Here is a 25,196-nt window from a genome sequence, read left to right as displayed (position 1 = left end):
ATGCATAACGACAAAGATCTCTCCACGTGGCAAACCTTCCGCCGACTCTGGCCGATGATTGCGCCCTTTAAAACAGGCCTGATCGTGGCGGGAGTAGCGTTAATCCTCAACGCAGCCAGCGATACTTTTATGCTATCGCTTCTCAAACCGTTACTGGACGACGGTTTTGGTAAAACGGATCGCTCAGTGTTGCTATGGATGCCTCTGGTGGTTATCGGACTGATGATCTTACGCGGCATCACCAGCTATATCTCCAGCTACTGTATTTCCTGGGTATCAGGGAAAGTGGTGATGACCATGCGCCGTCGCCTGTTCAGCCACATGATGGGCATGCCGGTTTCGTTCTTTGACAAGCAGTCTACCGGGACGCTGCTGTCCCGTATTACCTACGACTCAGAGCAGGTTGCCTCCTCGTCCTCGAGCGCGCTGATCACCGTTGTGCGTGAGGGCGCGTCAATCATCGGCCTGTTCGCGATGATGTTCTATTACAGCTGGCAGCTGTCGATCATCCTTATCGTTCTGGCGCCGATAGTTTCTATTGCTATCCGCGTCGTCTCAAAGCGCTTCCGCAATATCAGTAAGAATATGCAGAACACGATGGGGCAGGTGACGACCAGCGCGGAACAGATGCTGAAAGGGCATAAAGAAGTTCTGATTTTTGGCGGTCAGGACGTCGAAACCAAACGCTTCGATAAAGTCAGCAATAAAATGCGTCTGCAGGGGATGAAAATGGTCTCGGCCTCTTCCATCTCTGACCCGATTATTCAGCTGATTGCGTCCCTGGCGCTGGCATTCGTCCTCTATGCGGCAAGTTTCCCTAGCGTGATGGAGACGCTGACGGCGGGTACTATCACCGTGGTCTTCTCCTCAATGATCGCCCTGATGCGTCCGCTGAAATCCCTGACGAACGTGAACGCCCAGTTCCAGCGCGGGATGGCCGCCTGTCAGACGCTGTTCAGCATTCTGGATTCCGAACAGGAAAAAGATGAAGGTACACGCGAGATTGAGCGCGCCCGTGGCGACGTTGAATTTCGCAATGTCACTTTCGCCTATCCTGGACGTGAAACGCCGGCGCTGCGTAATATCAACCTGTCCATTCCGGCGGGTAAAACCGTGGCGCTGGTGGGCCGTTCCGGCTCGGGTAAATCGACCATTGCCAGCCTGATCACCCGTTTCTACGATATTAACGAAGGTGAGATCCTCCTGGACGGTCATGACCTGCGGGAATATACCCTGCAGTCGCTGCGTAACCAGGTGGCGCTGGTTTCCCAGAACGTGCACCTGTTCAACGATACTGTGGCAAACAACATTGCGTATGCGCGCACGGATGAATACAGCCGTGAGCAGATTGAGAATGCCGCGCGTATGGCCTACGCAATGGACTTTATCAACAAGATGGATAACGGTCTGGATACGATAATCGGTGAGAACGGGGTGCTGCTCTCCGGCGGTCAGCGTCAGCGTATCGCCATTGCGCGTGCGCTGCTGCGCGATAGCCCAATTCTGATTCTGGACGAAGCGACCTCCGCGCTGGATACGGAATCTGAACGCGCTATTCAGTCTGCGCTGGATGAGCTGCAAAAGAACCGTACCTCGCTGGTGATTGCTCACCGTCTGTCGACTATCGAGCAGGCTGACGAAATCGTCGTGGTTGAGGACGGTATCATTGTTGAACGCGGAAGCCATGCTGATTTGCTGGAACACCGCGGCGTTTACGCCCAGCTTCATAAGATGCAGTTTGGCGAATGATTGCACGCATCTGGTCCGGTGAATCCCCGCTGTGGCTGCTGCTTTTGCCGCTCTCCTGGCTTTACGGCCTGGTGAGCGGCACAATTCGTCTGCTTTACCGTCTGGGGCTGAAGCGTGCCTGGCGCGCGCCGGTTCCGGTGGTGGTGGTCGGTAATCTTACGGCGGGTGGCAACGGTAAAACGCCGGTGGTGATCTGGCTGGTGGAGCAATTGCAAAAACGCGGTATCCGCCCGGGGGTGGTATCGCGCGGATATGGTGGTAAAGCGGCGCGTTATCCACTGCTGCTGACGGCGGAAACCACGACTGCCGAAGCGGGTGATGAGCCGGTATTGATTTTCCAGCGTACCGGCGCGCCGGTTGCGGTCTCCCCGGTGCGCAGCGACGCCGTTCAGGCACTGCTTGCCGAACACGCGGTACAAATCATTATCACTGACGATGGCCTGCAGCATTACGCCCTGGCGCGTGATAAAGAGATTGTGGTCATCGACGGGGTTCGCCGCTTCGGTAACGGCTGGTGGCTGCCGGCCGGGCCCATGCGCGAACGCGCTTCGCGCCTTAAGTCCGTTGATGCGGTGATTGTGAACGGTGGTGAGGCAAAAGCGGGTGAAATCCCGATGTACCTGCAGCCAGGCCTGGCGATCAACCTGGTGACGGGTGAGCGCCGGTCGGTTGCTGAGCTGCCTTCACCGGTGGCGATGGCGGGTATTGGCCATCCGCCGCGCTTCTTCGCGACGCTGGAGCAGTGTGGGGCCCGGCTGGAAAAACGCGTTCCGCTGGCCGACCACCAGGCGCTGGTGGAAGGGGAGGTAGACGCCCTGACCGTACCCGGGCAGTCGCTGATCATGACCGAAAAAGATGCGGTGAAATGCCGTGCCTTTGCGAAAGATAACTGGTGGTATCTGCCGGTTGACGCTGAACTCAGCGGCGATCAGCCGGAACGTTTGCTCAAGGAACTGATTGCGTTGGTGCAGTAAAGGCTTACGCGGTTCTGGTGGCGCTTTGACTGACAGGAAAACGCATGTCTTTACCGCAACTCTCGCTTTCAGCCGCACGTCATTTACACCTTGCCGCGCAGGGGCTGCTTAAAAAGCCCCGCCGCCACGCGCAGCCTGCCGATATTCTCTCGACCGTCCAGCGCATGTCGCTGCTTCAAATCGACACCATTAACATTGTGGCCCGCAGTCCTTACCTGGTGCTGTTTAGCCGCCTTGGGAATTATCCTTCACAGTGGCTGGATGAGGCGCTCAGCGAGGGAGAGTTAATGGAGTACTGGGCGCACGAAGCCTGCTTCCTGCCCCGCAGTGATTTTGCCCTGGTTCGCCACCGTATGCTTGCCCCTGAAAAGATGGGCTGGAAGTATCGCCAGGCGTGGATGCTGGAACATGCGGCTGAAATTGAGCAGCTTATCGCGCATATTCAGGAAAACGGCCCCGTACGCTCCGCCGATTTTGAACACCCGCGCAAAGGCACCAGCGGCTGGTGGGAGTGGAAACCGCATAAACGTCATCTCGAAGGGCTGTTTACCTCAGGCAAAGTCATGGTGATTGAGCGGCGTAATTTTCAGCGCGTCTACGACCTGACGCATCGCGTGATGCCGCACTGGGACGACGAGCGTGACCTGCTTACCCAGGAGGCGGCCGAGGCTATCATGCTCGAAAACAGCGCCCGCAGCCTGGGGATTTTCCGCCCGCAATGGCTGGCTGATTACTATCGCCTTCGCCAGCCCGCGCTGAAACCGCTGCTGGACATCTGGCAACGCGAACAGCGCGTCATCCCCGTCACGGTGGAAACGCTGGGCGAAATGTGGCTGCATGCGGATCTCCTCCCGCTACTGCCTCTGGCCCAGGAGGGGAAACTTCAGGCAACCCACAGTGCGGTGTTGTCGCCTTTTGACCCGGTTGTCTGGGACAGAAAACGCGCCGAGCAGCTGTTCGATTTTAGCTACCGGCTGGAATGTTATACCCCGGCGCCAAAGCGCCAGTATGGTTACTTTGTACTCCCGCTGCTGCATAAGGGGCAACTGGTCGGGCGCATGGACGCCAAAATGCACCGCAAGACCGGCACGCTTGAAATCATTGCGCTTTATCTGGAAGAGGGCGTCAGGGTGACGGCGAGCCTGGAAAAAGGGTTAACGTTCGCCATTAGCGAATTCGCGCGCTGGCAGGGTGCCCGCGACGTGACGCTGGGCCGGGTGCCCGACGGACTGTTTACATCCTGTCGAAGTGGCTGGGAAACAGGCACTCCCTGAAAAGGGAATGTGTTAAGCTTTAGCGATTACCCATACGGAGGAACTATGGATCACCGTTTACTTGAAATTATTGCCTGCCCGGTATGCAACGGCAAACTCTACTACAGCCAGGACAAACAGGAGCTGATCTGCAAGCTGGACAGCCTGGCTTTCCCGCTGCGTGACGGCATTCCGGTACTGCTGGAAAATGAAGCTCGTTCCCTGGTGGCAGAAGAGAGCAAACCATGAGTTTTGTTGTCATTATTCCTGCGCGTTATGCCTCAACGCGTCTGCCGGGTAAACCGCTGGTGGATATCAACGGCAAGCCGATGATTGTGCATGTCCTTGAGCGTGCGCGTGAATCCGGTGCCGATCGCGTGATTGTTGCTACCGATCATCCTGACGTCGCCCGTGCGGTTGAGGCGGCAGGCGGTGAGGTATGCATGACCCGCGCCGATCACCAGTCCGGCACCGAGCGTCTGGCGGAAGTGGTTGAAAAATGTGGCTTCGGTGATGATACGGTCATCGTGAACGTGCAGGGTGACGAGCCGATGATCCCGGCGGTGATTATCCGTCAGGTGGCAGAAAACCTGGCTCAGCGTCAGGTCGGTATGGCGACGCTCGCGGTGCCCATTCACCACGCTGAAGAGGCATTCAATCCCAATGCGGTGAAGGTGGTCATGGATGCCGAAGGCTATGCGCTCTATTTCTCCCGCGCCACGATCCCGTGGGATCGCGATCGCTTTGCGCTCTCTAAAGAGACAATCGGTGATATTTTCCTGCGTCATATCGGGATCTACGGCTATCGGGCCGGTTTTATTCGTCGATATGTTACCTGGGCGCCGAGTCCGCTGGAGCAGATCGAAATGCTGGAGCAGCTTCGCGTGCTCTGGTACGGCGAAAAAATTCACGTTGCCGTTGCCAGCGAAGTGCCTGGAACGGGCGTTGATACGCCGGAAGATCTTGAGCGCGTTCGCGCCGAATTGCGCTAATCCCGCCTGCATCCCTCCTGTCGGAGGGATGTTCTCTCCCTCGCTAATTCCCCTTTCTTTTTCCTAATTGTTCTCTTCCGGGTGACATCTCCCTTCAGGACGCTCATTATAAAAGCAGTAGTCTTAATGGGGGTAATCTCATATGGAACAGCTGCGTGCCGAACTTAGCCATCTGCTGGGTGAGAAATTAAGCCGGGTCGAATGCGTGAGTGAAAAGGCCGATACCGCGCTTTGGTCGTTGTATGACAGTCAGGGCAACCCAATGCCGCTGATGGCCAGAAGTTTCACCTCGCCGGGCGTTGCCAGGCAGCTGGCATGGAAAATGTCGATGCTGGCGCGGGAGGGAACCGTCCGTATGCCGACGGTGTACGGCGTGATGACCCACGAGGAACACCCCGGCCCGGATGTGTTGCTGATTGAGCGTTTACGCGGCGTGCCCGTTGAAGCGCCAGCGCGCACGCCTGAACGCTGGGAGCACTTAAAAGACCAGATTGTCGAGGCGCTGCTGGCCTGGCACCGTCAGGATAGCCGCGGGCTTGTCGGTCCGGTCGACAGCACTCAGGAAAACCTGTGGCCGCTGTGGTATCGCCAGCGGGTGGAAGTGCTGTGGGGAACGCTTAACCAGTTCAACAATACCGGTTTAACCATGCAGGACAAACGTATTCTGTTTCGCACCCGCGAGTGCTTACCGGCGCTATTCGACGGTTTTAATGACAACTGCGTGCTGATCCACGGTAATTTCACCCTGCGCAGCATGCTCAAGGACTCCCGCAGCGATCAGCTTCTGGCGATGCTCGGGCCGGGGATCATGCTCTGGGCTCCGCGCGAATACGAGCTGTTCAGGCTCAGCGACAGCGGGGCGGCGGAAGGTTTACTGTGGCACTACCTTCAACGCGCGCCCGTTGCAGAAGCGTTTCTCTGGCGGCGCTGGCTTTACCTGCTCTGGGACGAAGTCGCGCAGCTGGTCAACACCGGACGTTTTAATCGCGCAAATTTCGACCTGGCAACAAAATCACTCTTGCCCTGGCTCGCCTGACGATCCTTTCAGCCACTGCCAGAGGCGCCCGAGCGTCTCATAACCGACGCGATCGCTATGCATCAGCCAGGCCGGGGATGGGATCGCCCGTTCCCACGGGTTAAGCGGCGCGTCGATGGCCATCTGGTTTGCCGGTGCGGGAAGCGGGTGCAGGCCTTGCTTCTGGAAGAAAATCATCGCGCGGGGCAGGTGTGAGGCGGAGGTCACCAGTAAGAACGGGACATCGCCAATTGCCTGCTTCACTGCGGCAGCCTCTTCTTCGGTATCTTTTGGACTGTCCAGAGTGATAATCGAGGAACGCGGCACGCCGAGTGATTCTGCGACCCTGGCGCCCGCTTCAGCCGTACTCACCGGGTTCGTTTTGGCCGCCGCGCCGGTGAAGATCATTTTTGAACCCGGGTTCGCCAGCCAGAGGCGAATGCCTTCGTTTAGCCGCGGCAGGCTGTTGTTGATCAGGTTTGAACTGGGGGCCCAGTCAGGATCCCAGGTATATCCGCCGCCCAGCACCACGATGTACGCCACTTTCTGATTTCCCTGCCATGTTGGGTATTTGTTTTCGATGGGGCGTAGCAGACCATCCGCGACCGGCTGCAGGCTCAACAGCAGCAGGACACACCAGCCGAGCGAGATAAGCGTTTTGCCACTCTTCTGAAAGCGACTGAACCACACCAGCGCCAGCCCCAGCGCGATGGTGATGAGCAGCAGCGGAAGGGGAAGCATCATCCCTCCAATGTATTTCTTAAGGGTAAAAAGCATCCTTTTTGGTTCCTTTTTTGACCATATAGCAGGTGATTACCCGTGATATTACACCAGAGAGGTTCATTCTCCGCGCGGGTGTGACAAAATAGCGGTTTTGCAGTTAGCGAGTGGAACTCTCCCAATGCGGGATCGCAATTTTGATGACATCGCGGAAAAGTTTTCGCGCAACATTTATGGCACCACGAAAGGTCAGCTCCGTCAGACGATCCTCTGGCAGGATCTGGACACCATTCTGGCTACCTTTGGTGGTCAAACGTTGCGCGTGCTGGACGCCGGTGGCGGTGAAGGGCAGACGGCGGTAAAAATGGCCGAGCGCGGTCATCACGTCACGCTTTGCGATCTTTCTGCTGAAATGGTCGCCCGCGCGACGCGTGCTGCAGAAGAGAAAGGTGTGAGCGACAACATGCATTTTATACAATGCGCCGCTCAGGACATCGCACAGCATTTGGAAACACAGGTTGATCTGATATTGTTTCATGCGGTGCTGGAGTGGGTTGCCGATCCGCAAAGCGTGTTACAAACCCTGTGGTCTATGTTGCGCCCGGGCGGCACGCTGTCGCTGATGTTCTACAATGCTAACGGCTTCCTGATGCACAACATGGTTGCAGGAAACTTCGACTATGTGCAGGTCGGGATGCCCAAAAAGAAAAAGCGCACGCTTTCCCCGGACTATCCGCGCGATCCACAGCAGGTTTATGGCTGGCTGGAAGCGATTGGCTGGCAGATCGTCGGGAAGACGGGCGTCAGGGTGTTTCATGATTATCTGCGTGAAAAACACAAACAGCGTGACTGTTTTGACACCTTAACAGAATTAGAAACGCGGTATTGCCGTCAGGAGCCTTTTATCAGCCTTGGCCGCTATATTCACGTCACCGCGCACAAGCCGCAGATGCAAGGATAACCTATGAGTGAATTTTCCCAGACAGTCCCCGAACTGGTTGCCTGGGCCAGGAAAAACGATTTCTCCATCTCGCTGCCGGTAGACAGACTCTCTTTCCTGCTGGCGGTTGCCACGCTGAACGGCGAACGGCTGGACGGTGAAATGAGCGAGGGTGAACTGGTGGATGCGTTCCGCCATGTCAGTGATGCGTTTGAGCAAACCAGCGAAACCATTAGCGTGCGTGCTAACAACGCAATCAACGATATGGTGCGTCAACGTCTGCTGAACCGCTTTACCAGCGAGCAGGCGGAAGGAAACGCCATCTATCGCCTGACGCCGCTGGGCATCGGCATCACCGATTACTATATTCGCCAGCGTGAATTTTCTACGCTGCGTCTTTCCATGCAGCTCTCGATCGTGGCGGGTGAGCTTAAGCGCGCCGCCGACGCGGCGGATGAAAACGGTGACGAATTCCACTGGCACCGTAACGTCTACGCGCCGCTGAAATATTCGGTGGCCGAGATTTTCGACAGTATCGATCTCACCCAGCGCCTGATGGACGAACAGCAGCAGCAGGTGAAAGACGATATCGCCCAGCTGCTGAATAAAGACTGGCGAGCGGCCATCTCCAGCTGTGAACTTCTGCTGTCAGAAACCTCCGGCACGCTGCGTGAGCTCCAGGATACGCTGGAAGCCGCAGGAGACAAGCTGCAGGCTAACCTGCTGCGTATCCAGGATGCGACGCTGGCACACGACGATCTGCATTTTGTCGACCGCCTGGTGTTCGATCTGCAGAGCAAACTCGATCGCATTATCAGCTGGGGCCAGCAGTCGATCGACCTGTGGATCGGCTATGACCGACATGTGCATAAATTTATCCGTACCGCGATTGATATGGATAAAAACCGCGTCTTTGCTCAGCGTCTGCGTCAGTCGGTGCAGACCTATTTCGATGCGCCGTGGGCGCTGACCTACGCCAATGCCGATCGTCTGCTGGATATGCGCGACGAAGAGATGGCGCTGCGCGATGAAGAGGTGACCGGTGAACTGCCGCCGGATCTGGAATACGAAGAATTTAACGAAATTCGCGAGCAGCTTGCGGCGATGATTGAAGAACAGCTCGCTGTCTACAAAACCAGACAAGTGCCGCTGGATCTTGGGCTCGTGGTGCGCGACTATCTGGCGCAATATCCACGCGCGCGCCACTTCGACATTGCCCGCATTGTGGTAGACCAGGCGGTGCGCCTGGGCGTTGCGCAAGCAGATTTCACCGGACTGCCGCCGAAGTGGCAGCCAATCAACGATTACGGAGCCAAGGTACAGGCGCATGTCATTGACAAATATTGAACAAGTGATGCCAGTTAAGCTGGCACAGGCGCTGGCGAATCCGTTATTTCCGGCGCTGGACAGCCAGCTGCGTGCCGGTCGTCACATTGGATTAGACGAGCTGGATAATCACGCCTTTTTGATGGACTTCCAGGAGTACCTGGAAGAGTTTTACGCACGCTATAACGTGGAGCTTATCCGCGCGCCGGAAGGTTTTTTCTACCTGCGCCCGCGCTCCACAACACTTATTCCGCGTTCCGTGCTCTCCGAGCTGGATATGATGGTCGGCAAAATTCTTTGCTACCTCTACCTCAGCCCGGAACGTCTGGCGAATGAAGGGATCTTCACCCAGCAGGAACTTTACGACGAGCTGTTGACGCTGGCAGATGAGAGCAAGCTGCTGAAGCTGGTGAACAACCGCTCCACGGGGTCGGATCTTGACCGTCAGAAATTACAGGAAAAAGTTCGCTCTTCCCTGAACCGTCTGCGCCGTCTGGGGATGGTCTGGTTTATGGGCCACGACAGCAGCAAATTCCGCATTACGGAATCTGTCTTCCGCTTCGGCGCCGACGTGCGCGCGGGCGATGACGCGCGTGAAGCGCAGCTCCGCATGATCCGCGACGGTGAAGCGATGCCGGTGGAAAACCATTTGCAGCTCAATGACGAGCATGAAGAGAATCTGCCGGATAGCGGGGAGGAAGAGTAATGATTGAACGCGGTAAATTTCGCTCACTGACGCTGATTAACTGGAACGGCTTCTTTGCCCGAACGTTCGATCTGGATGAGCTGGTCACGACGCTCTCCGGCGGTAACGGTGCGGGTAAATCCACCACCATGGCGGCCTTTGTTACGGCGCTGATCCCCGATCTGACGCTGCTTCACTTCCGTAACACCACCGAAGCGGGAGCCACAAGCGGCTCCCGTGATAAAGGTCTGCACGGTAAGCTGAAGGCCGGTGTCTGTTATTCGGTTCTGGACATCATTAACTCCCGTCATCAGCGCGTTGTGGTGGGCGTGCGCCTGCAGCAGGTCGCCGGTCGCGACCGTAAAGTGGATATCAAGCCGTTTGCGATCCAGGGGCTGCCGACCTCCGTGCAGCCGACGGCGCTGCTGACGGAAACCCTGAACGAACGCCAGGCGCGCGTGCTGACGCTGCAGGAGCTGAAGGACAAGCTTGAAGCCATCGAAGGCGTGCAGTTCAAGCAGTTCAACTCGATTACCGACTACCACTCGCTGATGTTCGATCTGGGCGTGGTGGCGCGTCGTCTGCGCACCGCATCAGACCGCAGCAAATACTACCGCCTGATTGAAGCGTCTCTGTACGGCGGTATCTCCAGCGCGATTACCCGCTCCCTGCGCGACTACCTGCTGCCGGAAAACAGCGGCGTGCGTAAGGCCTTCCAGGATATGGAAGCGGCGCTGCGCGAAAACCGCATGACGCTGGAAGCGATTCGCGTTACCCAGTCTGACCGCGACCTGTTTAAACACCTGATCAGCGAAGCCACCAACTACGTGGCGGCGGACTACATGCGCCACGCCAACGAGCGCCGCGTGCATCTCGATCAGGCATTAGAATACCGTCGCGAGCTGTTTACCTCCCGTAAACAGCTGGTGGCCGAGCAGTACAAGCACGTTGAAATGGCGCGGGAGCTGGGCGAGCACAACGGTGCTGAAGGCGACCTGGAAGCCGACTATCAGGCCGCCAGCGATCATCTGAACCTGGTGCAGACCGCGCTGCGTCAGCAGGAAAAAATCGAGCGCTATGAAGCGGACCTCGATGAGCTGCAGATTCGTCTCGAAGAGCAAAATGAAGTGGTGGCTGAAGCCGCCGACATGCAGGAAGAGAACGAAGCCCGCGCCGAAGCGGCCGAGCTGGAAGTGGATGAGCTGAAAAGCCAGCTTGCCGATTACCAGCAGGCACTCGACGTGCAGCAGACGCGAGCGATTCAGTACACCCAGGCACTGCAGGCATTACAGCGTGCAAAAGAGCTGTGCCATCTGCCTGACCTTACGCCGGACAGCGCCGACGAATGGCTGGATACCTTCCAGGCCAAAGAGCAGGAAGCCACCGAGAAACTGCTCTCCCTTGAACAGAAAATGAGCGTCGCGCAAACGGCGCACAGCCAGTTTGAACAGGCTTATCAGCTGGTGGTCGCGATTAACGGCCCACTGGCGCGTAACGAAGCCTGGGACGTTGCCCGTGAGCTGCTGCGCGAGGGTGTGAACCAGCGCCATCTGGCCGAGCAGGTTCAGCCGCTGCGTATGCGTCTGAACGAGCTGGAGCAGCGCCTGCGCGAGCAGCAGGAAGCCGAGCGTCTGCTGGCGGAATTCTGCAAGCGTCAGGGAAAAAATTACGATTTCGACGAGCTTGAGGCCCTGCATCAGGAGCTGGAAGCGCGTATTGCGGCCCTGTCCGATACCGTATCAAACGCCAGCGAACAGCGTATGACCCTGCGTCAGGAGCTGGAGCAGATTCAGTCCCGTTCGAAGACGCTCCTGGAGCGTGCGCCGGTCTGGCTGGCGGCTCAAAGCAGCCTGAACCAGCTCAGCGAGCAGTGCGGCGAGCAGTTCGAATCCAGTCAGGAAGTGACCGAATACCTGCAGCAGCTGCTGGAGCGCGAACGTGAAGCCATCGTTGAGCGTGATGAAGTGGGCGCCCGCAAGCGCGACGTCGATGAGGAAATTGAGCGCTTAAGCCAGCCGGGCGGGTCAGAAGATCCGCGCCTGAATGCATTAGCCGAGCGTTTTGGCGGCGTGCTGCTGTCCGAGATTTATGACGACGTTGGCCTGGACGATGCCCCGTACTTCTCCGCGCTGTACGGTCCATCCCGCAACGCGATTGTGGTCCCGGATCTGTCGCTGATTTCTGAGCAGCTTGCCGGCCTGGAAGATTGCCCGGAAGATCTCTACCTGATCGAAGGGGATCCGCAGTCGTTCGATGACAGCGTATTCAGCGTCGACGAGCTGGAAAAAGCGGTGGTGGTGAAAATTGCCGACCGCCAGTGGCGTTATTCCCGCTTCCCGGAGCTGCCGCTGTTTGGCCGCGCCGCGCGCGAAAGCCGCATCGAGAGCCTGCACGCCGAGCGTGAAACGCTGTCTGAACGTTTTGCGACCCTGTCGTTTGACGTGCAGAAAACCCAGCGTCTGCACCAGTCGTTCAGCCGCTTTATCGGCAGCCATCTCGCCGTAGCGTTTGACGCGGATCCGGAAGCCGAAATCCGCAAGCTCAATACCCGCCGTGGCGAGCTGGAACGTGCGATTGCAAGCCATGAAAGTGATAACCAGCAAAGTCGCGTTCAGTTTGAACAGGCGAAAGAGGGCGTCGCTGCCCTTAACCGCATTCTGCCGCGCCTGAATCTGCTGGCGGATGACACGCTGGCTGACCGTGTGGATGAGATCCAGGAGCGTCTGGATGAAGCGCAGGAAGCCGCGCGTTTCGTTCAGCAGCATGGCAATCAGCTGGCGAAGCTGGAGCCCGTCGTGTCTGTCCTGCAGAGCGACCCGGAACAGTTCGAGCAGTTAAAAGAAGATTATGCCTGGTCGCAGCAGGTGCAGCGCGAAGCGCGTCAGCAGGCGTTTGCCCTGACGGAAGTGGTGCAGCGTCGGGCCCACTTTGGCTACTCCGATTCGGCTGAAATGCTGAGCGGTAACAGCGATCTGAACGAAAAACTGCGTCAGCGCCTTGAGCAGGCGGAGGCGGAACGTACTCGCGCCCGCGAAGCAATGCGCAGCCATTCCGCTCAGCTAAACCAGTACAACCAGGTGCTGGCCTCGCTGAAAAGCTCCTTCGACACCAAGAAAGAGCTGTTAAACGATCTGCAGAAAGAGCTTCAGGACATCGGCGTTCGTGCCGACAGCGGGGCAGAAGAGCGCGCGCGTATTCGTCGTGACGAGCTGCATTCGCAGCTCAGCAATAACCGCGCGCGTCGTAATCAGCTGGAAAAAGCGCTGACCTTCTGCGAAGCCGAAATGGATAACCTGACCCGTCGCCTGCGCAAGCTGGAACGCGACTATCACGAAATGCGCGAGCAGGTCGTGACCGCCAAGGCGGGCTGGTGCGCGGTGATGCGCATGGTGAAAGACAATAACGTTGAGCGTCGTCTGCACCGCCGCGAGCTGGCGTATCTCTCTGCCGATGAGCTGCGCTCCATGTCGGATAAGGCGCTGGGTGCGCTGCGTCTGGCGGTGGCGGATAACGAACACCTGCGCGACGTGCTGCGCATGTCGGAGGATCCGAAACGTCCGGAACGTAAAATCCAGTTCTTCGTGGCAGTTTACCAGCACCTGCGCGAGCGTATTCGTCAGGACATCATCCGTACCGACGATCCGGTCGAAGCCATCGAACAGATGGAAATCGAGCTGGGCCGTCTGACGGAAGAACTGACCTCCCGCGAACAGAAGCTGGCGATCAGCTCCCGCAGCGTGGCGAACATTATTCGTAAAACCATTCAGCGCGAGCAGAACCGTATCCGCCAGCTGAACCAGGGTCTGCAGAGCGTGTCGTTTGGCCAGGTGAACAGCGTGCGCCTCAACGTCAACGTGCGTGAGGCCCACGCGACGCTGCTGGAAGTGCTCTCAGAGCAGCACGAGCAGCATCAGGATCTGTTCAACAGCAACCGTCTGACCTTCTCCGAAGCGCTGGCGAAGCTGTATCAGCGCCTGAACCCGCAGATTGATATGGGCCAGCGTACGCCACAAACCATCGGTGAAGAGCTGCTGGACTACCGTAACTACCTGGAAATGGAAGTTGAGGTAAACCGTGGCTCAGATGGCTGGCTGCGTGCGGAATCCGGGGCGCTCTCTACCGGTGAAGCGATCGGTACCGGGATGTCAATTCTGGTGATGGTCGTACAGAGCTGGGAAGATGAAGCGCGCCGCCTGCGCGGCAAAGATATCTCGCCATGCCGACTGCTGTTCCTGGATGAGGCGGCGCGACTTGATGCCCGCTCGATTGCCACGCTGTTCGAGCTTTGCGAACGTCTCGATATGCAGCTCATTATCGCGGCGCCGGAGAACATCAGCCCCGAGAAGGGCACCACCTACAAACTGGTGCGTAAGGTGTTCCAGAACAGCGAACACGTTCACGTTGTGGGGCTGCGCGGCTTTGCGCCGCAGCCGCCGGAGTCGTTGCCGGAAACCACGGCGGACGCTTCCTGAAGCGTCTTCTGACCCGAAGCGGCGCACTGGCGCCGCTTTTTTTTTAAACTTAACTTGTGCTTGGGGCTGCGTTATCTTTAAACTTCTTTACATAAGGTAAGGCAACAGCTTAGCCGTCTACCTATAATGAAAGAAAGCCCCAGCGTGATGGGCATGTCGTGATAACAGGGGGCAAGGGATGTTGCTAAAGAAAGAATGTGGTCGTCAGCTGTCTGCGCTGAGTTTATGCCTGGCAGTGATGTTTGCTCCGCTGTTAACCGCCCAGGCCGACGAGCCTGAAATTGTGCCGACTGACAGCTCGGCAACGACAGGCGCGCAGCCAACGTCGTTGTCCCAGCCGCTGGAGCAGTCTCCGGCGACGGCTATCATGGCCGGAATTAAACCGCTGCCGGAAGGCATCGACGCGGAATCGCTCAGCCAGCAGCTGCAGTCGGAGCTGCCGTCAGGCTACACGCCTGTCTATATCAACCAGCTCACGCTCCTCTATGCTGCCCGCGATATGAAACCGATGTGGGAAAATCGCGATGCCGTGCGCGCCTTCCAGCAGCAGCTGGCAGAGGTTGCGATTGCAGGGTTTCAGCCGCAGTTTACAAAGTGGGTTGAGCTGTTAACCGATCCTGCCGTCACCGGGCAGGCGCGGGACGTGGTGCTTTCCGATGCCATGATGGGCTACCTGCAGTTCGTGGCGGGTATTCCGGTCAACGGCAACCGTTGGCTGTACAGCGATAAGCCGTACAAGCTGGCGACGCCGGCGCTGTCGGTGATTAACCAGTGGCAGCTCGCGCTGGACAATGGCGAACTGCCGCGCTTTATTGCCAGCCTGGCACCGGCGCATCCACACTATGCCACTCTGCACCAGTCGCTCCTCACGCTGGTGGGGGACACGCGTCCATGGCCGCAGATGCGCGGCACCGCGACGCTGCGTCCGGGGCAGTGGAGCAGCGATGTTCCTGCCCTGCGCGAGATCCTGACGCGTTCTGGTCTTCTTGACGGCGGGCCAAAGATTGTTCTCCCGGGTGACGATCCACAAAACGTCGCCGTCAGCCCGTCAGCGCCAGTTAAAGAGAAGAAAGCCGTTGCCCTGAGCAACAAACCCGCTGCTTACGATCGCGAGCTGGTTGCGGCCGTTAAACAGTTCCAGGCCGCTCAGGGGCTGGGGGCCGATGGCGTCATTGGCCAGACGACGCGCGACTGGCTGAACGTATCGCCTGCGCAGCGGGCAGGGGTGCTGGCGCTCAATATCCAGCGTTTGCGCTTGCTGCCGGGAACGCTCTCTACCGGAATTATGGTTAACATCCCGGCGTATTCCCTGGTCTATTACCAGAACGGCAGCGAAGTGCTGGCGTCCCGCGTGATTGTCGGGCGTCCGGATCGTAAAACACCGATGATGAGCAGCGCGCTGAATAACGTGGTTGTTAACCCGCCGTGGAACGTACCGCCGACGCTGGCGCGTAAAGACATTCTGCCGAAAGTCTGGAACGATCCGGGTTATCTGGAGCGTCATGGCTACACGGTGATGCGTGGATGGAACAGTAAAGAGGCCATCGATCCTTATATGGTCGACTGGTCGACCATCACAGCGTCGAATCTGCCGTTCCGCTTCCAGCAGGCTCCCGGAGCGCATAACTCTTTAGGGCGCTACAAATTCAACATGCCGAGTTCAGAAGCGATCTATCTGCACGATACGCCGAACCACAATCTGTTCCAGAAAGATACGCGCGCGCTGAGTTCTGGCTGTGTGCGCGTGAACAAAGCTTCAGAGCTGGCCAATATGCTGTTGCAGGATGCGGGCTGGAACGATACGCGTATCTCGGATGCCCTGAAGCAGGGGGATACGCGTTACGTGAATATTCGCCACAATATTCCGGTCAATCTTTACTATCTGACGGCATTTGTGGGTGAGGACGGGCGTACCCAGTATCGTACAGATATTTACAATTATGATCTCACCGCGCGATCCGGCGCACAAATTTTGCCAAAAGCGGAACAATTAATCAGGTAAATGAAGCAGTTCGGGAAAAATGATTGTCGTAAGTTAGGGTGAATAGGGGGCAATATCGCTGTAAGCCGCGTATTCACTGGGGTTGGGCGCCTTGACGTACCTGGTTTTGCCAGTTAAGGTGCCCTTCGTGCGCTAAGCATATTACGATTTCTTTTACCTGTAGACCTGATTATCATGGACAAATTTGACGCTAATCGCCGCAAACTGCTGGCGTTAGGTGGTGTTGCGCTTGGCGCAGCGGCCATCTTGCCGACGCCAGCATTTGCCACCCTCTCGACACCTCGTCCGCGAGTTTTAACGCTCAATAACCTGCATACCGGTGAGTCGCTAAAAGCGGAGTTTTTCGATGGCAGAGGCTATATTCAGGATGAATTAGCAAGACTTAACCATTTTTTCCGTGATTTCCGCGCGAATAAAATAAAAGCCATCGATCCAGGACTGTTTGATCAGATTTTCCGCCTTCAGGGCCTGCTGGGCACCAGCAGGCCGGTGCAGCTCATTTCTGGCTATCGTTCGATTGATACCAATAATGAACTGCGCGCCCACAGTCGCGGGGTAGCCAAAAAAAGCTATCACACGAAGGGACAGGCAATGGATTTCCATATTGAAGGCGTTTCGTTAGCCAATATTCGCAAAGCCGCGTTATCTATGCGCGCAGGTGGTGTAGGATATTACCCCAGCAGCAATTTTGTGCATATTGATACCGGTCCGGTTCGGCACTGGTAATAACGAAACACAGGAGCAGTATGAACTATCGTATTATTCCGGTTACCGCGTTCTCCCAGAATTGTTCATTGATCTGGTGCGAACAGACTAAACTGGCCGCGCTTGTCGATCCCGGCGGTGACGCTGAGAAAATCAAGCAGGAAGTCGCCGACAGCGGCGTGACGCTCATGCAGATTTTACTGACGCACGGTCACCTCGACCATGTGGGTGCAGCGGCTGAACTCGCTAAACACTACGGTGTGCCGATCGTCGGTCCGGAAAAAGAAGATGAGTTCTGGCTGCAGGGGTTACCCGCCCAAAGCCGCATGTTTGGCCTTGATGAGTGTCAGCCCCTGACGCCCGATCGCTGGCTGAACGAAGGAGAGCGAGTTAACGTAGGGAATGTGACTTTACAGGTGTTGCATTGTCCTGGGCATACGCCAGGCCATATCGTCTTCTTTGATGACCAGTCCCGTCTGCTGATTTCCGGCGATGTGATCTTCAAAGGTGGCGTAGGACGCAGCGATTTTCCGCGCGGCGATCACGGGCAGCTGATTCAGTCGATTAAACAAAAGTTATTGCCTCTGGGTGATGACGTTACGTTTATCCCTGGACACGGTCCGATGTCGACGCTGGGCTACGAACGGCTCCATAATCCGTTCCTTCAGGATGAGATGCCTGTCTGGTAACCAGAATAAAAAAAGCCTGCATAACGCAGGCTTTTTTTATGGACGCAAATTACAGTACGGCGACAATCGCTTCGCACAGTGGCGCCATGTTGTCAGGCGTCATGCCAGCAACGTTCACGCGGCCTGAGGCCACGGCGTACACGCCAAACTCTTCACGCAGACGCAGAACCTGCTCTTTGGTCAGGCCGCTGAACGAGAACATGCCGTTCTGTTTGATAATAAAGCTGAAGTCGCGGTCCGCGCCTTTCTCAGCCAGTGTGTTCACAAACAGCAGGCGCATGCGCTGAATACGTTGACGCATATCGTTCAGCTCTTGTTCCCAGATAGCGCGCAGCGCATCGTTGCTCAGGATAGTGGCAACAACAGACGCACCGTGCGCCGGTGGGTTAGAGTAGTTCGCGCGGATAACCGATTTCATCTGGCTGAACGCACGATCGACGGTCTCTTCGTTAGCGGCAACCAGCGTACAGGCACCCACGCGCTCATTGTACAGACCGAAGTTCTTGGAATACGAGCTTGCGACAATCAGCTCCTGGTGAACGGCTGCGAACGCGCGCAGGCCTTCGGCATCTTCTTCCAGACCACGGGCGAAGCCCTGGTAGGCAAAGTCAAACAGCGGCAGCCAGCCTTTTTCAACGGACAGTTTCGCCAGGTGTTGCCACTGCTCAAGCGTCGGATCGATACCGGTTGGGTTGTGGCAGCAGCCGTGGAACAGAACCACGTCACCTGCCTGCGCTTCGCTCAGGCTCGCCAGCAGACCGTCAAAGTCGAGAGAGTGGTTTGCCGCGTCGTAGTATGCATATTCACGCACTTCCAGACCCGCAGAGTTAAACACGCTCTTGTGGTTCGGCCAGCTTGGGTTGCTCACCCATACGCGCTTAACAGAGGTGTTTTTCGCAAGGAAATCCGCCGCTACGCGCAGCGCACCGGTACCGCCTGGGGTCTGTGCTGTACGGGCACGTTTGTCACTCACAATTGCGCTGCCTTTACCGAACAGCAGCTCCTGGGTGCAGCGACCAAACTCAGGGATACCATCAATACCGAGGTAGTTTTTGGTGGTTTCGTTTTCCAGCAGATACTGCTCAGCTTTCTTAACGCTGGTCAGTACCGGAGTTTTGCCGGTTTCATCTTTATATACACCAATACCCAGGTTGATTTTGCCAGGGCGGTCGTCGGCACGAAACAGATCGGCCAGGCCCAGAATAGGGTCGGCAGGAGCGGCGGTAATGTTCTCAAACATGACGAAGTTCCATTGTGATTACAGAAGTGAAATCCGCTATCAGGTTAACGGTAGATTTACAAAATGCCAACCGTTTGCGACGAAAAGCGTGCGGCTTTTCAAAAGTCGCCATTATTTTCTGTCACGCATAAAAAAACAGGGCCGAAGCCCTGTTCATTAAGCATATAACAAAGTGGTGTACTGATTAGAACTGGTAGGTTACGCCAACGGTAGCCTGGTTGTCAGAGCCAACCCAGCTGGTGGACGCATCTTTGTCGTCCAGCAGGTTGAAGCGGTAGTCACCGTACACGTTGAAGTTCTTGTTGAAGTAGTAAGTCGCACCAGTGGTGATGTATTTCGCCAGGTCACGGTCGCCGATGCCGTTCAGGTCTTTACCTTTGGACTGAACGTAAGAAACGGAAGGACGCAGGCCGAAGTCGAACTGGTACTGAGCGATAACTTCAAAGTTCTGGGTCTTGTTAGCAATGTTATAAACATTACCATCATCATTCGGAACATAGTTTTCGCCGCTGTTACCCAGGCGGCTCATGTTGCGAGTCTCTGCATAAACGGTCGCCAGGTAGATGTTGTTCGCGTCGTATTTCGCGCCAACAGCCCAGGATTCAGCTTTATCGCCTTTACCATCTTTTTTCTGCTCAAGCGTACGGTTAGCGGTGCTGTAGGCACCGATCAGACCGAAGCCTTCACCGAACTCGTAGCCCAGAGACAGGCCAACACCGTCGCCGTTTGCTTCATTCAGGTTTTTACGATCGTTTTTACCCTGGTATTGAACGCCAAAGTTCAGACCATCAACCAGACCGAAGAAGTTGTTGTTACGGTAGGTCAGCAGGCCAGTAGAACGGCTGGTCATGTAGTTATCAACATAGCCGCCACCCCAGGTTTCGCCAGAGAAGGACGGAGCCATATCGGTGTAGGATTCTACGTCATACACGATACCGTAGTTACGACCGTAGTCCAGAGAACCCGCGTCAGCGATTTTCAGGCCAGCGAAAGCCAGACGAGTTACGTTAGTCTGATCGCCTTCAGCTGCACCGGCGCGTGCACGGTATTCCCACTGACCGTAACCGGTCAGCTGGTCGTTGATCTGAGTTTCGCCTTTGAAGCCGATCTGGCCGTAAGAGGAGTCAGCGTTTTTGTGTACGCCAGAAGTGGTGAAGCCGTGTTCGCCCACAACTTTACCGTAGAAGTCCAGTTTGTTGCCGTTCTTGTTATAGATTTCTGCAGCGTTAGCTGCACCGGCTACCAGCAGGGCAGGGATTACCACTGCCAGAATATTGCGCTTCATCATTATTTATTACCCTCATTGGTTTTTTTATGACACTCGCCACTGCCGTCAATAAATTCTGTCAATAAATATTTCCGGAACTATTGATGAGAGTTTGGTGTCTTTATGTATCTGACAGGCATCTTTCCATTCGGCGAAGCGTTTCGCTAGCCTGAAAGTGCTACAATTCTCAAGATTAAGTAACAGAAAGAAAATATGTGTAACTAAATATGTATTTTTGGGAACTTTGTGAACCATCTCAAACTTCAGAACTCCCTGGCGAATTAAACAGCAAGGGCTATCCTATATATATGAATTCCTTATGATTAATTGAGATAAAGGCGATTCGTATAAACAGACCTTAAACGGCTCGTTTTTTCTTATGACTGCAAAAGGCCTTCCGGATGGCTGTAAGATTGGTCGAAATTTGTGCTATCGCTTGAGGGTGTAATAATCGCAATAAGAATGGGGTTTATTTTTTGTGGCTGGATATTTCGCGGAAACAAAACGTAACAGGTAGTGGTTGTGACGGGGGGAAGGTTTAAAGACGCTGACTTTGCGCTGACGAAAACTGACAATACAGAATAAAATAATGGCCAGCATCTGCTGGCCATTTCAGTCTTTTACCGATTAGAAGCTGGCGTTACGTGGAGTACGTGGGAATGGGATCACGTCTCGTACGTTCTGAACACCGGTAACGTAGGCAATCAGACGCTCGAAGCCCAGACCAAAACCGGCGTGCGGTACGGTACCGTAACGGCGCAGATCGCGGTACCAGCTGTAGTCAGCGGGGTTGAGGCCCATCTCTTCCATACGCGCGTCCAGCACGTCAAGACGTTCTTCACGCTGAGAGCCACCGATGATTTCACCAATGCCAGGCGCCAGTACGTCCATCGCTGCCACGGTTTTACCGTCTTCGTTAAGGCGCATATAGAAGGCCTTAATGTCTTTCGGGTAGTTTTTAACGACAACCGGCGCTTTGAAATGCTTCTCGGCCAGATAGCGTTCGTGCTCAGACGCCAGGTCAACGCCCCAGTAAACCGGGTTCTCGAACGTCTCACCGCATTTCTCGAGGATCGCCACCGCGTCCGTATAGTCCACCTGCGCAAAGTCGGCAGAGACGAAACGCTCCAGACGCGCTACAGCATCGCTGTCTACGCGTTCTGCGAAGAATTTCATGTCGTCAGGACGCTCTTCCAGCACCGCTTTGAACACATACTTCAGCATGGCTTCTGCCAGGCCAGCGACATCGTCGAGGTTGGCGAACGCCACTTCAGGCTCCAGCATCCAGAATTCCGCCAGGTGACGGCTGGTGTTGGAGTTTTCGGCGCGGAAGGTTGGGCCAAAGGTGTAGATCTTTGACAGCGCACAGGCGTACGTTTCGCCGTTGAGCTGACCAGATACCGTCAGGAAGGCTTCTTTACCAAAGAAGTCTTTGTCATAGTCCACTTTACCTTCAGGCGTGCGCGGCAGGTTTTCCATGTCCAGCGTCGAAACGCGGAACATCTCACCGGCACCTTCCGTATCGGACGCGGTGATCAGCGGGGTAGACACCCAGAAGTAACCCTGCTCATCGAAGAAACGATGCAGCGCCTGCGCCAGCGTATGACGCACGCGCGCCACCGCACCAATCAGGTTGGTACGCGGACGCAGGTGGGCGACTTCACGCAGATATTCGATGCTGTGGCGTTTTGCCGCCATCGGATAGGTATCCGGATCTTCAACCCAGCCGGTGACTTCAATCGCAGTGGCCTGAATTTCGAAGCTCTGGCCCTGACCCGGTGAAGCCACAACCACGCCGGTAACAATGACGGAGCAACCCGTTGTCAGTCGCAGAACGTCATCATTGTAATTGGGCAGAGAATTATTAATGACGGCCTGTACAGGATCAAAGCAGGAACCGTCATAGACGGCGAGGAAGGAGATGCCAGCTTTAGAATCTCGGCGGGTACGCACCCATCCGCGCACGGTGACTTCCTGGTCAACGGCGACACGGCCCTGGAGTACGTCGGCTACAGGCACAACGCTCATAATATTCTCTCTGTTAATAGTCGGAAAAAATAAACACTTGTCCACCCTTATGGGGGGATATCTATGTTACCTGCCATCCGCTATCAGACAAGTAAATTTCGCAGTCAAAAGAGAAGAATTGAGAAATAAATAATAAGAAGGGAGCCATAAAGGCTCCCGTAAGCGCTTAACTGGCTTTTTTGATCAAGGGGAGGTCGAACGCTTTACGCAATGCGCGGACAAATGCTTTGTCATGGCAGATGGTTTTACCCGGGCTGTCGGAGAGTTTCGCCACCGGCTTGCCGTTACATTCCACCAGTTTGATGACGATATTCAGAGGTTTTACCTGAGGAATATCGCAGGTCAGACGGGTACCAATCCCGAAGCTCAGGTTCACACGGGTATTGAAATGGCGATAGAGGTCGACCGCTTTCGCCAGGTCGAGATTATCCGAGAAGACCAGCACTTTGCTCATCGGGTCAATGCCGAGTTTTTCGTAATGGGCAATGGCTTTCTCGCCCCATTCAACCGGATCCCCGGAGTCGTGCCGTAATCCCTGGTAACGTTCAGCGAACTCGGGACCAAAGTCGCGCAGGAAAGCATCCATCGTAATACAGTCGGTGAGGGCAATTCCGAGCTGATTCGGGTACTCTTCAAGCCATGCGGCCAGCGCCGCGCGCTGGCTGTTAGCCAGATCGGGGCTGATCTGCTGATGCGCCTGGAACCACTCGTGCGCCTGGGTGCCCATTGGCGTCAGGCTGAGGCGTCGTGCCAGATCGTAGTTGCTGGTGCCCACGAACCATGGCTCCTGCTGCAGACGTTTAACGATGGCCTCCTGAACGTCACGCGAGAAACGGCGACGCGTGCCAAAGTCCATCAGGCGGAAGCGGGACAAGTCCAGCCCTTCGGTCAGCGTGGAGAAGGCTGCGAGTTTATTTTCCAGCGCGGCGACCGCCTGCTCGACGCCTTTTTCCGGCGAACGGTAGCGGTGAGCCAGTTCACTGATCACCGCCAGAAGCGGCACTTCCCACATGATCACTTCCCGCCACGGACCTTCAAGGCGAATATCCAGCTTGCCATTATCGTTAACCACGCTGACCTGCTCCGGCTTATAGCGGAAATCGCGCAGCCAGTTCAGGTAGTCGGCTTTGAAGAAGGGCAGGCCAGAAAGCCACTGATATTCCTCGTCCTGCAGCGTCAGATGCTGCATAGCATCGACCTGTTCACGAATGGCGTCTGCGTAGATACCGAGCAAGTCGTCGCCACGACAGCGGAATTCCGCCGCGACGTGAACGTCATAGTAATGGTGGAAAACGGCTTGCTGCATATGCAGTTTATACGCGTCGGTATCCAGCAACGTATGCAGAACTGGAGAAGCGAATTGAGTCATAGGTGCGCAGTAGCATCCTCTCACAGGAGCGTTTAGTACAATAAACAACTCCGGAGTATACCTTGTTTAGTGATTTATTGAACCCCGATCACAACATAAGCGCGTTTTATGGTCGAGGGCATTTTGTGCCCCGTGTTATACAAATGTAGCAGTAACATTGCTAATCATCTGATTTTAATTGTTTTTAGAGAACCTGTGTAATGGTCTGGGGCATGGGTGGGGCAAAATGCGAAAGAGCCTGGTTCAGAATGGACACCTGCTCGGCACTTTTCTCCGACATCCACTTTCCGTAAACCTTATAAACCATCTGGGCATCTGTGTGGCCCATCTGCGTAGCTATGAAGTTTGGGTTTGCCCCGGCAGACAATGACCAGCAAGCGTAAGTGTGTCTTGACTGGTACGCGTTCCGGTAGCGTATGCCTGCGCGCTTGATAATTGGAGCCCAAATCTTGTTAATAGAATTAACCGCGTAGTGATAACCTCTTCGCGGACCACGTTTGATGCATTGTGGGCTGAAAACGAATGTGCATGGATGCATAACTGCCTGTCCATACTCGCGCAGTTTCACCTCTATTTCGTACTGCCGGCCAAGTCGAGTAAGATGCGCCTGGCTCTTCAGTGCGTCGATAGCTGGCTGAATAAGATAGATAACTCTGTCAGTACCAGCATCAGTCTTTGGCAGGGTGAACTCATCCGTTTGGGTCAGATTGCGTTTCACCGTGATAGTGCCCGCCTGCAGATCAATGTCCTCCCATGCCAGACCGCACAATTCCCCGTGCCTCATGCCGGTATAGACCGCCAGAGACCAGAGGTTTTGCATCTGCTGGTGGCCACACGCCCGTATAAACCTGATGAACTCATCTGTAGAAAGAGGGTCTGGTTCTCCCTTTGCCCTCTTGAGACGGTTAATTCCGCTAAACGGATTCTCCTTTGTGTAGCCGTTGTCAGCGCCGAACTGGAAGATTTCGGCCATCAGCATCATGTAATTATTCACCGTGGATGACTTTCTTCCTTTTACCTGATGGCGGTGGTCCTTCTTCATCACATGAAAACCGGTCAACAACTCCTTTCTTACATACAGCAAATCTTCAGTAGTGACAGACGAAACGAGATTGTTCTCGCCGATACGCGGCAGCATGTTTTTCACGATGGATTCATACCTGCTCATCGTGTTTGAACTGATCTCCATTCGCTTTAGGTCTGACCACTTATTTGCCAGTTCTAAGACAGTTATCTCCTTACTCTCAACCCCAAATTTCTTCAGATTTGCCGAATCCGGAAACTGGGCGGAATAGTTGAAGTTGCCGGTTTTTATCGCGAAGCACACCGATGCGCGCAGCTCGCCAGCGACCTTTCTATTTTTTGGTGTATCCGGCACGCCGAGGCTTTCACGAACCCGGCTGCCTTTATAGATGAACCATATGCGGAGCGTACCGCCATGATTCTCCACGCCTGTTGGGTATGCTGACTTAGCCATTATTCCCTCCTGACGTCCAAGAGCCCGCTAAGCATAAACGGTTCTTCATTGGCGCGCACCCGGCTGTTTCTTTGACATGCTCTCAACCCACTGGTCGACAGCCTTGCGGTTGTACATGCATTCGCTGTTTTTCTTCGGCACTCCGTCCGGGGAAACATGCAGATATTCCCGACCGACCATCCAGCATTTTTTGCGGGCCCGCTGAATAGTGCCCGGGCGAAGGCCGGTAATCTCGACGAGCTTTTCTTCGGTTACCCAGTCGTTGGGCACGATTAAGGTCATTTCGCTCATGG

At 55.6% G+C, this 25,196-nt stretch carries 20 protein-coding genes; 13 read left to right on the top strand and 7 right to left on the bottom strand.

Annotated features, from left to right (window positions below; genetic code table 11):
* The 6 genes from msbA to IM317_RS16830 all read left to right on the top strand — a co-directional run bounded on the left by msbA (position 1) and on the right by IM317_RS16830 (position 6,004).
* Entirely contained in the window at positions 1 to 1,749 is a 1,749-nt protein-coding gene (gene msbA / locus IM317_RS16855; RefSeq protein WP_033145094.1) for a lipid A ABC transporter ATP-binding protein/permease MsbA, read from the top strand.
* Positions 1,746 to 2,723, top strand: a complete 978-nt coding sequence (lpxK, locus tag IM317_RS16850; RefSeq protein WP_033145095.1) for a tetraacyldisaccharide 4'-kinase — start codon at positions 1,746 to 1,748, stop codon at positions 2,721 to 2,723. The genes msbA and lpxK overlap by 4 nt, the downstream gene beginning before the upstream one ends.
* 44 nt (positions 2,724 to 2,767) lie before the next feature.
* Entirely contained in the window at positions 2,768 to 3,997 is a 1,230-nt protein-coding gene (locus tag IM317_RS16845) for a winged helix-turn-helix domain-containing protein (protein WP_033145096.1), read from the top strand.
* Positions 3,998 to 4,042: 45 nt separating this feature from the next.
* Positions 4,043 to 4,225, top strand: coding sequence for a protein YcaR (ycaR, locus tag IM317_RS16840; protein WP_006174474.1), 183 nt, complete (start codon positions 4,043 to 4,045; stop codon positions 4,223 to 4,225).
* Entirely contained in the window at positions 4,222 to 4,968 is a 747-nt protein-coding gene (gene kdsB / locus IM317_RS16835; protein ID WP_033145097.1) for a 3-deoxy-manno-octulosonate cytidylyltransferase, read from the top strand. Before ycaR ends, kdsB begins: the two co-directional genes overlap by 4 nt.
* A gap of 142 nt (positions 4,969 to 5,110) precedes the next feature.
* Positions 5,111 to 6,004, top strand: coding sequence for a YcbJ family phosphotransferase (locus IM317_RS16830; RefSeq protein WP_033145098.1), 894 nt, complete (start codon positions 5,111 to 5,113; stop codon positions 6,002 to 6,004).
* On the opposite strand, the gene elyC is transcribed toward IM317_RS16830, so the two are convergent.
* Positions 5,981 to 6,760, bottom strand: coding sequence for an envelope biogenesis factor ElyC (gene elyC, locus IM317_RS16825; RefSeq protein ID WP_033145099.1), 780 nt, complete (start codon positions 6,758 to 6,760; stop codon positions 5,981 to 5,983). The genes IM317_RS16830 and elyC overlap by 24 nt on opposite strands.
* Positions 6,761 to 6,884: 124 nt before the next feature.
* Between elyC and cmoM the strand changes: the two genes are divergently transcribed.
* The 7 genes from cmoM (at position 6,885) to IM317_RS16790 (ending at position 17,522) form a co-directional block, all read left to right on the top strand.
* Positions 6,885 to 7,664, top strand: a complete 780-nt coding sequence (gene cmoM / locus IM317_RS16820) for a tRNA uridine 5-oxyacetic acid(34) methyltransferase CmoM (protein WP_033145100.1) — start codon at positions 6,885 to 6,887, stop codon at positions 7,662 to 7,664.
* 3 nt (positions 7,665 to 7,667) lie between these two features.
* Positions 7,668 to 8,990, top strand: coding sequence for a chromosome partition protein MukF (gene mukF / locus IM317_RS16815; protein WP_033145101.1), 1,323 nt, complete (start codon positions 7,668 to 7,670; stop codon positions 8,988 to 8,990).
* A complete protein-coding gene (gene mukE, locus IM317_RS16810) occupies positions 8,971 to 9,675 on the top strand; it encodes a chromosome partition protein MukE (protein WP_008499954.1) in 705 nt (234 codons plus the stop codon). The genes mukF and mukE overlap by 20 nt, the downstream gene beginning before the upstream one ends.
* Positions 9,675 to 14,126, top strand: coding sequence for a chromosome partition protein MukB (gene mukB, locus IM317_RS16805; RefSeq protein WP_033145102.1), 4,452 nt, complete (start codon positions 9,675 to 9,677; stop codon positions 14,124 to 14,126). Before mukE ends, mukB begins: the two co-directional genes overlap by 1 nt.
* A gap of 178 nt (positions 14,127 to 14,304) precedes the next feature.
* The gene (gene ldtD / locus IM317_RS16800; RefSeq protein ID WP_033145103.1) at positions 14,305 to 16,128 is read left to right on the top strand and encodes a L,D-transpeptidase; all 1,824 of its coding nucleotides are present in this window, start codon (positions 14,305 to 14,307) and stop codon (positions 16,126 to 16,128) included.
* Between the two features lie 174 nt (positions 16,129 to 16,302).
* A complete protein-coding gene (locus IM317_RS16795; protein ID WP_033145104.1) occupies positions 16,303 to 16,854 on the top strand; it encodes a YcbK family protein in 552 nt (183 codons plus the stop codon).
* A gap of 20 nt (positions 16,855 to 16,874) precedes the next feature.
* Positions 16,875 to 17,522: an MBL fold metallo-hydrolase gene (locus tag IM317_RS16790; protein ID WP_033145105.1), complete on the top strand. Its 648-nt coding sequence runs from the start codon at positions 16,875 to 16,877 to the stop codon at positions 17,520 to 17,522.
* Between the two features lie 49 nt (positions 17,523 to 17,571).
* Here the strand turns inward: IM317_RS16790 and aspC are convergent, their stop codons facing one another.
* The 6 genes from aspC to IM317_RS16760 form a co-directional block, all read right to left on the bottom strand.
* Entirely contained in the window at positions 17,572 to 18,762 is a 1,191-nt protein-coding gene (gene aspC, locus IM317_RS16785; protein WP_033145106.1) for an aspartate transaminase, read from the bottom strand.
* A 184-nt stretch (positions 18,763 to 18,946) separates the two neighbouring features.
* A complete protein-coding gene (locus tag IM317_RS16780) occupies positions 18,947 to 20,050 on the bottom strand; it encodes a porin (RefSeq protein WP_047651295.1) in 1,104 nt (367 codons plus the stop codon).
* Between the two features lie 606 nt (positions 20,051 to 20,656).
* Positions 20,657 to 22,057, bottom strand: a complete 1,401-nt coding sequence (gene asnS / locus IM317_RS16775) for an asparagine--tRNA ligase (RefSeq protein WP_033145107.1) — start codon at positions 22,055 to 22,057, stop codon at positions 20,657 to 20,659.
* Between the two features lie 166 nt (positions 22,058 to 22,223).
* Positions 22,224 to 23,426 carry a nicotinate phosphoribosyltransferase gene (gene pncB, locus IM317_RS16770; protein ID WP_033145108.1) on the bottom strand — a complete coding sequence of 401 codons (1,203 nt, stop codon included), beginning with the start codon at positions 23,424 to 23,426 and terminating at the stop codon, positions 22,224 to 22,226.
* A 184-nt stretch (positions 23,427 to 23,610) separates the two neighbouring features.
* Positions 23,611 to 24,903 carry a site-specific integrase gene (locus IM317_RS16765; RefSeq protein WP_172421299.1) on the bottom strand — a complete coding sequence of 431 codons (1,293 nt, stop codon included), beginning with the start codon at positions 24,901 to 24,903 and terminating at the stop codon, positions 23,611 to 23,613.
* 45 nt (positions 24,904 to 24,948) lie between these two features.
* Complete coding sequence (locus tag IM317_RS16760) at positions 24,949 to 25,194, bottom strand: excisionase family protein (RefSeq protein ID WP_045328197.1); 246 nt, start codon at positions 25,192 to 25,194, stop codon at positions 24,949 to 24,951.
* Positions 25,195 to 25,196: the final 2 nt, after the last annotated feature.

The sequence above is a fragment of the Enterobacter cloacae complex sp. S3 genome, from assembly GCF_014930495.1.
GTDB lineage: Bacteria > Pseudomonadota > Gammaproteobacteria > Enterobacterales > Enterobacteriaceae > Enterobacter > Enterobacter asburiae_B.
This window is presented reverse-complemented; position numbering and strand designations above follow the sequence as displayed.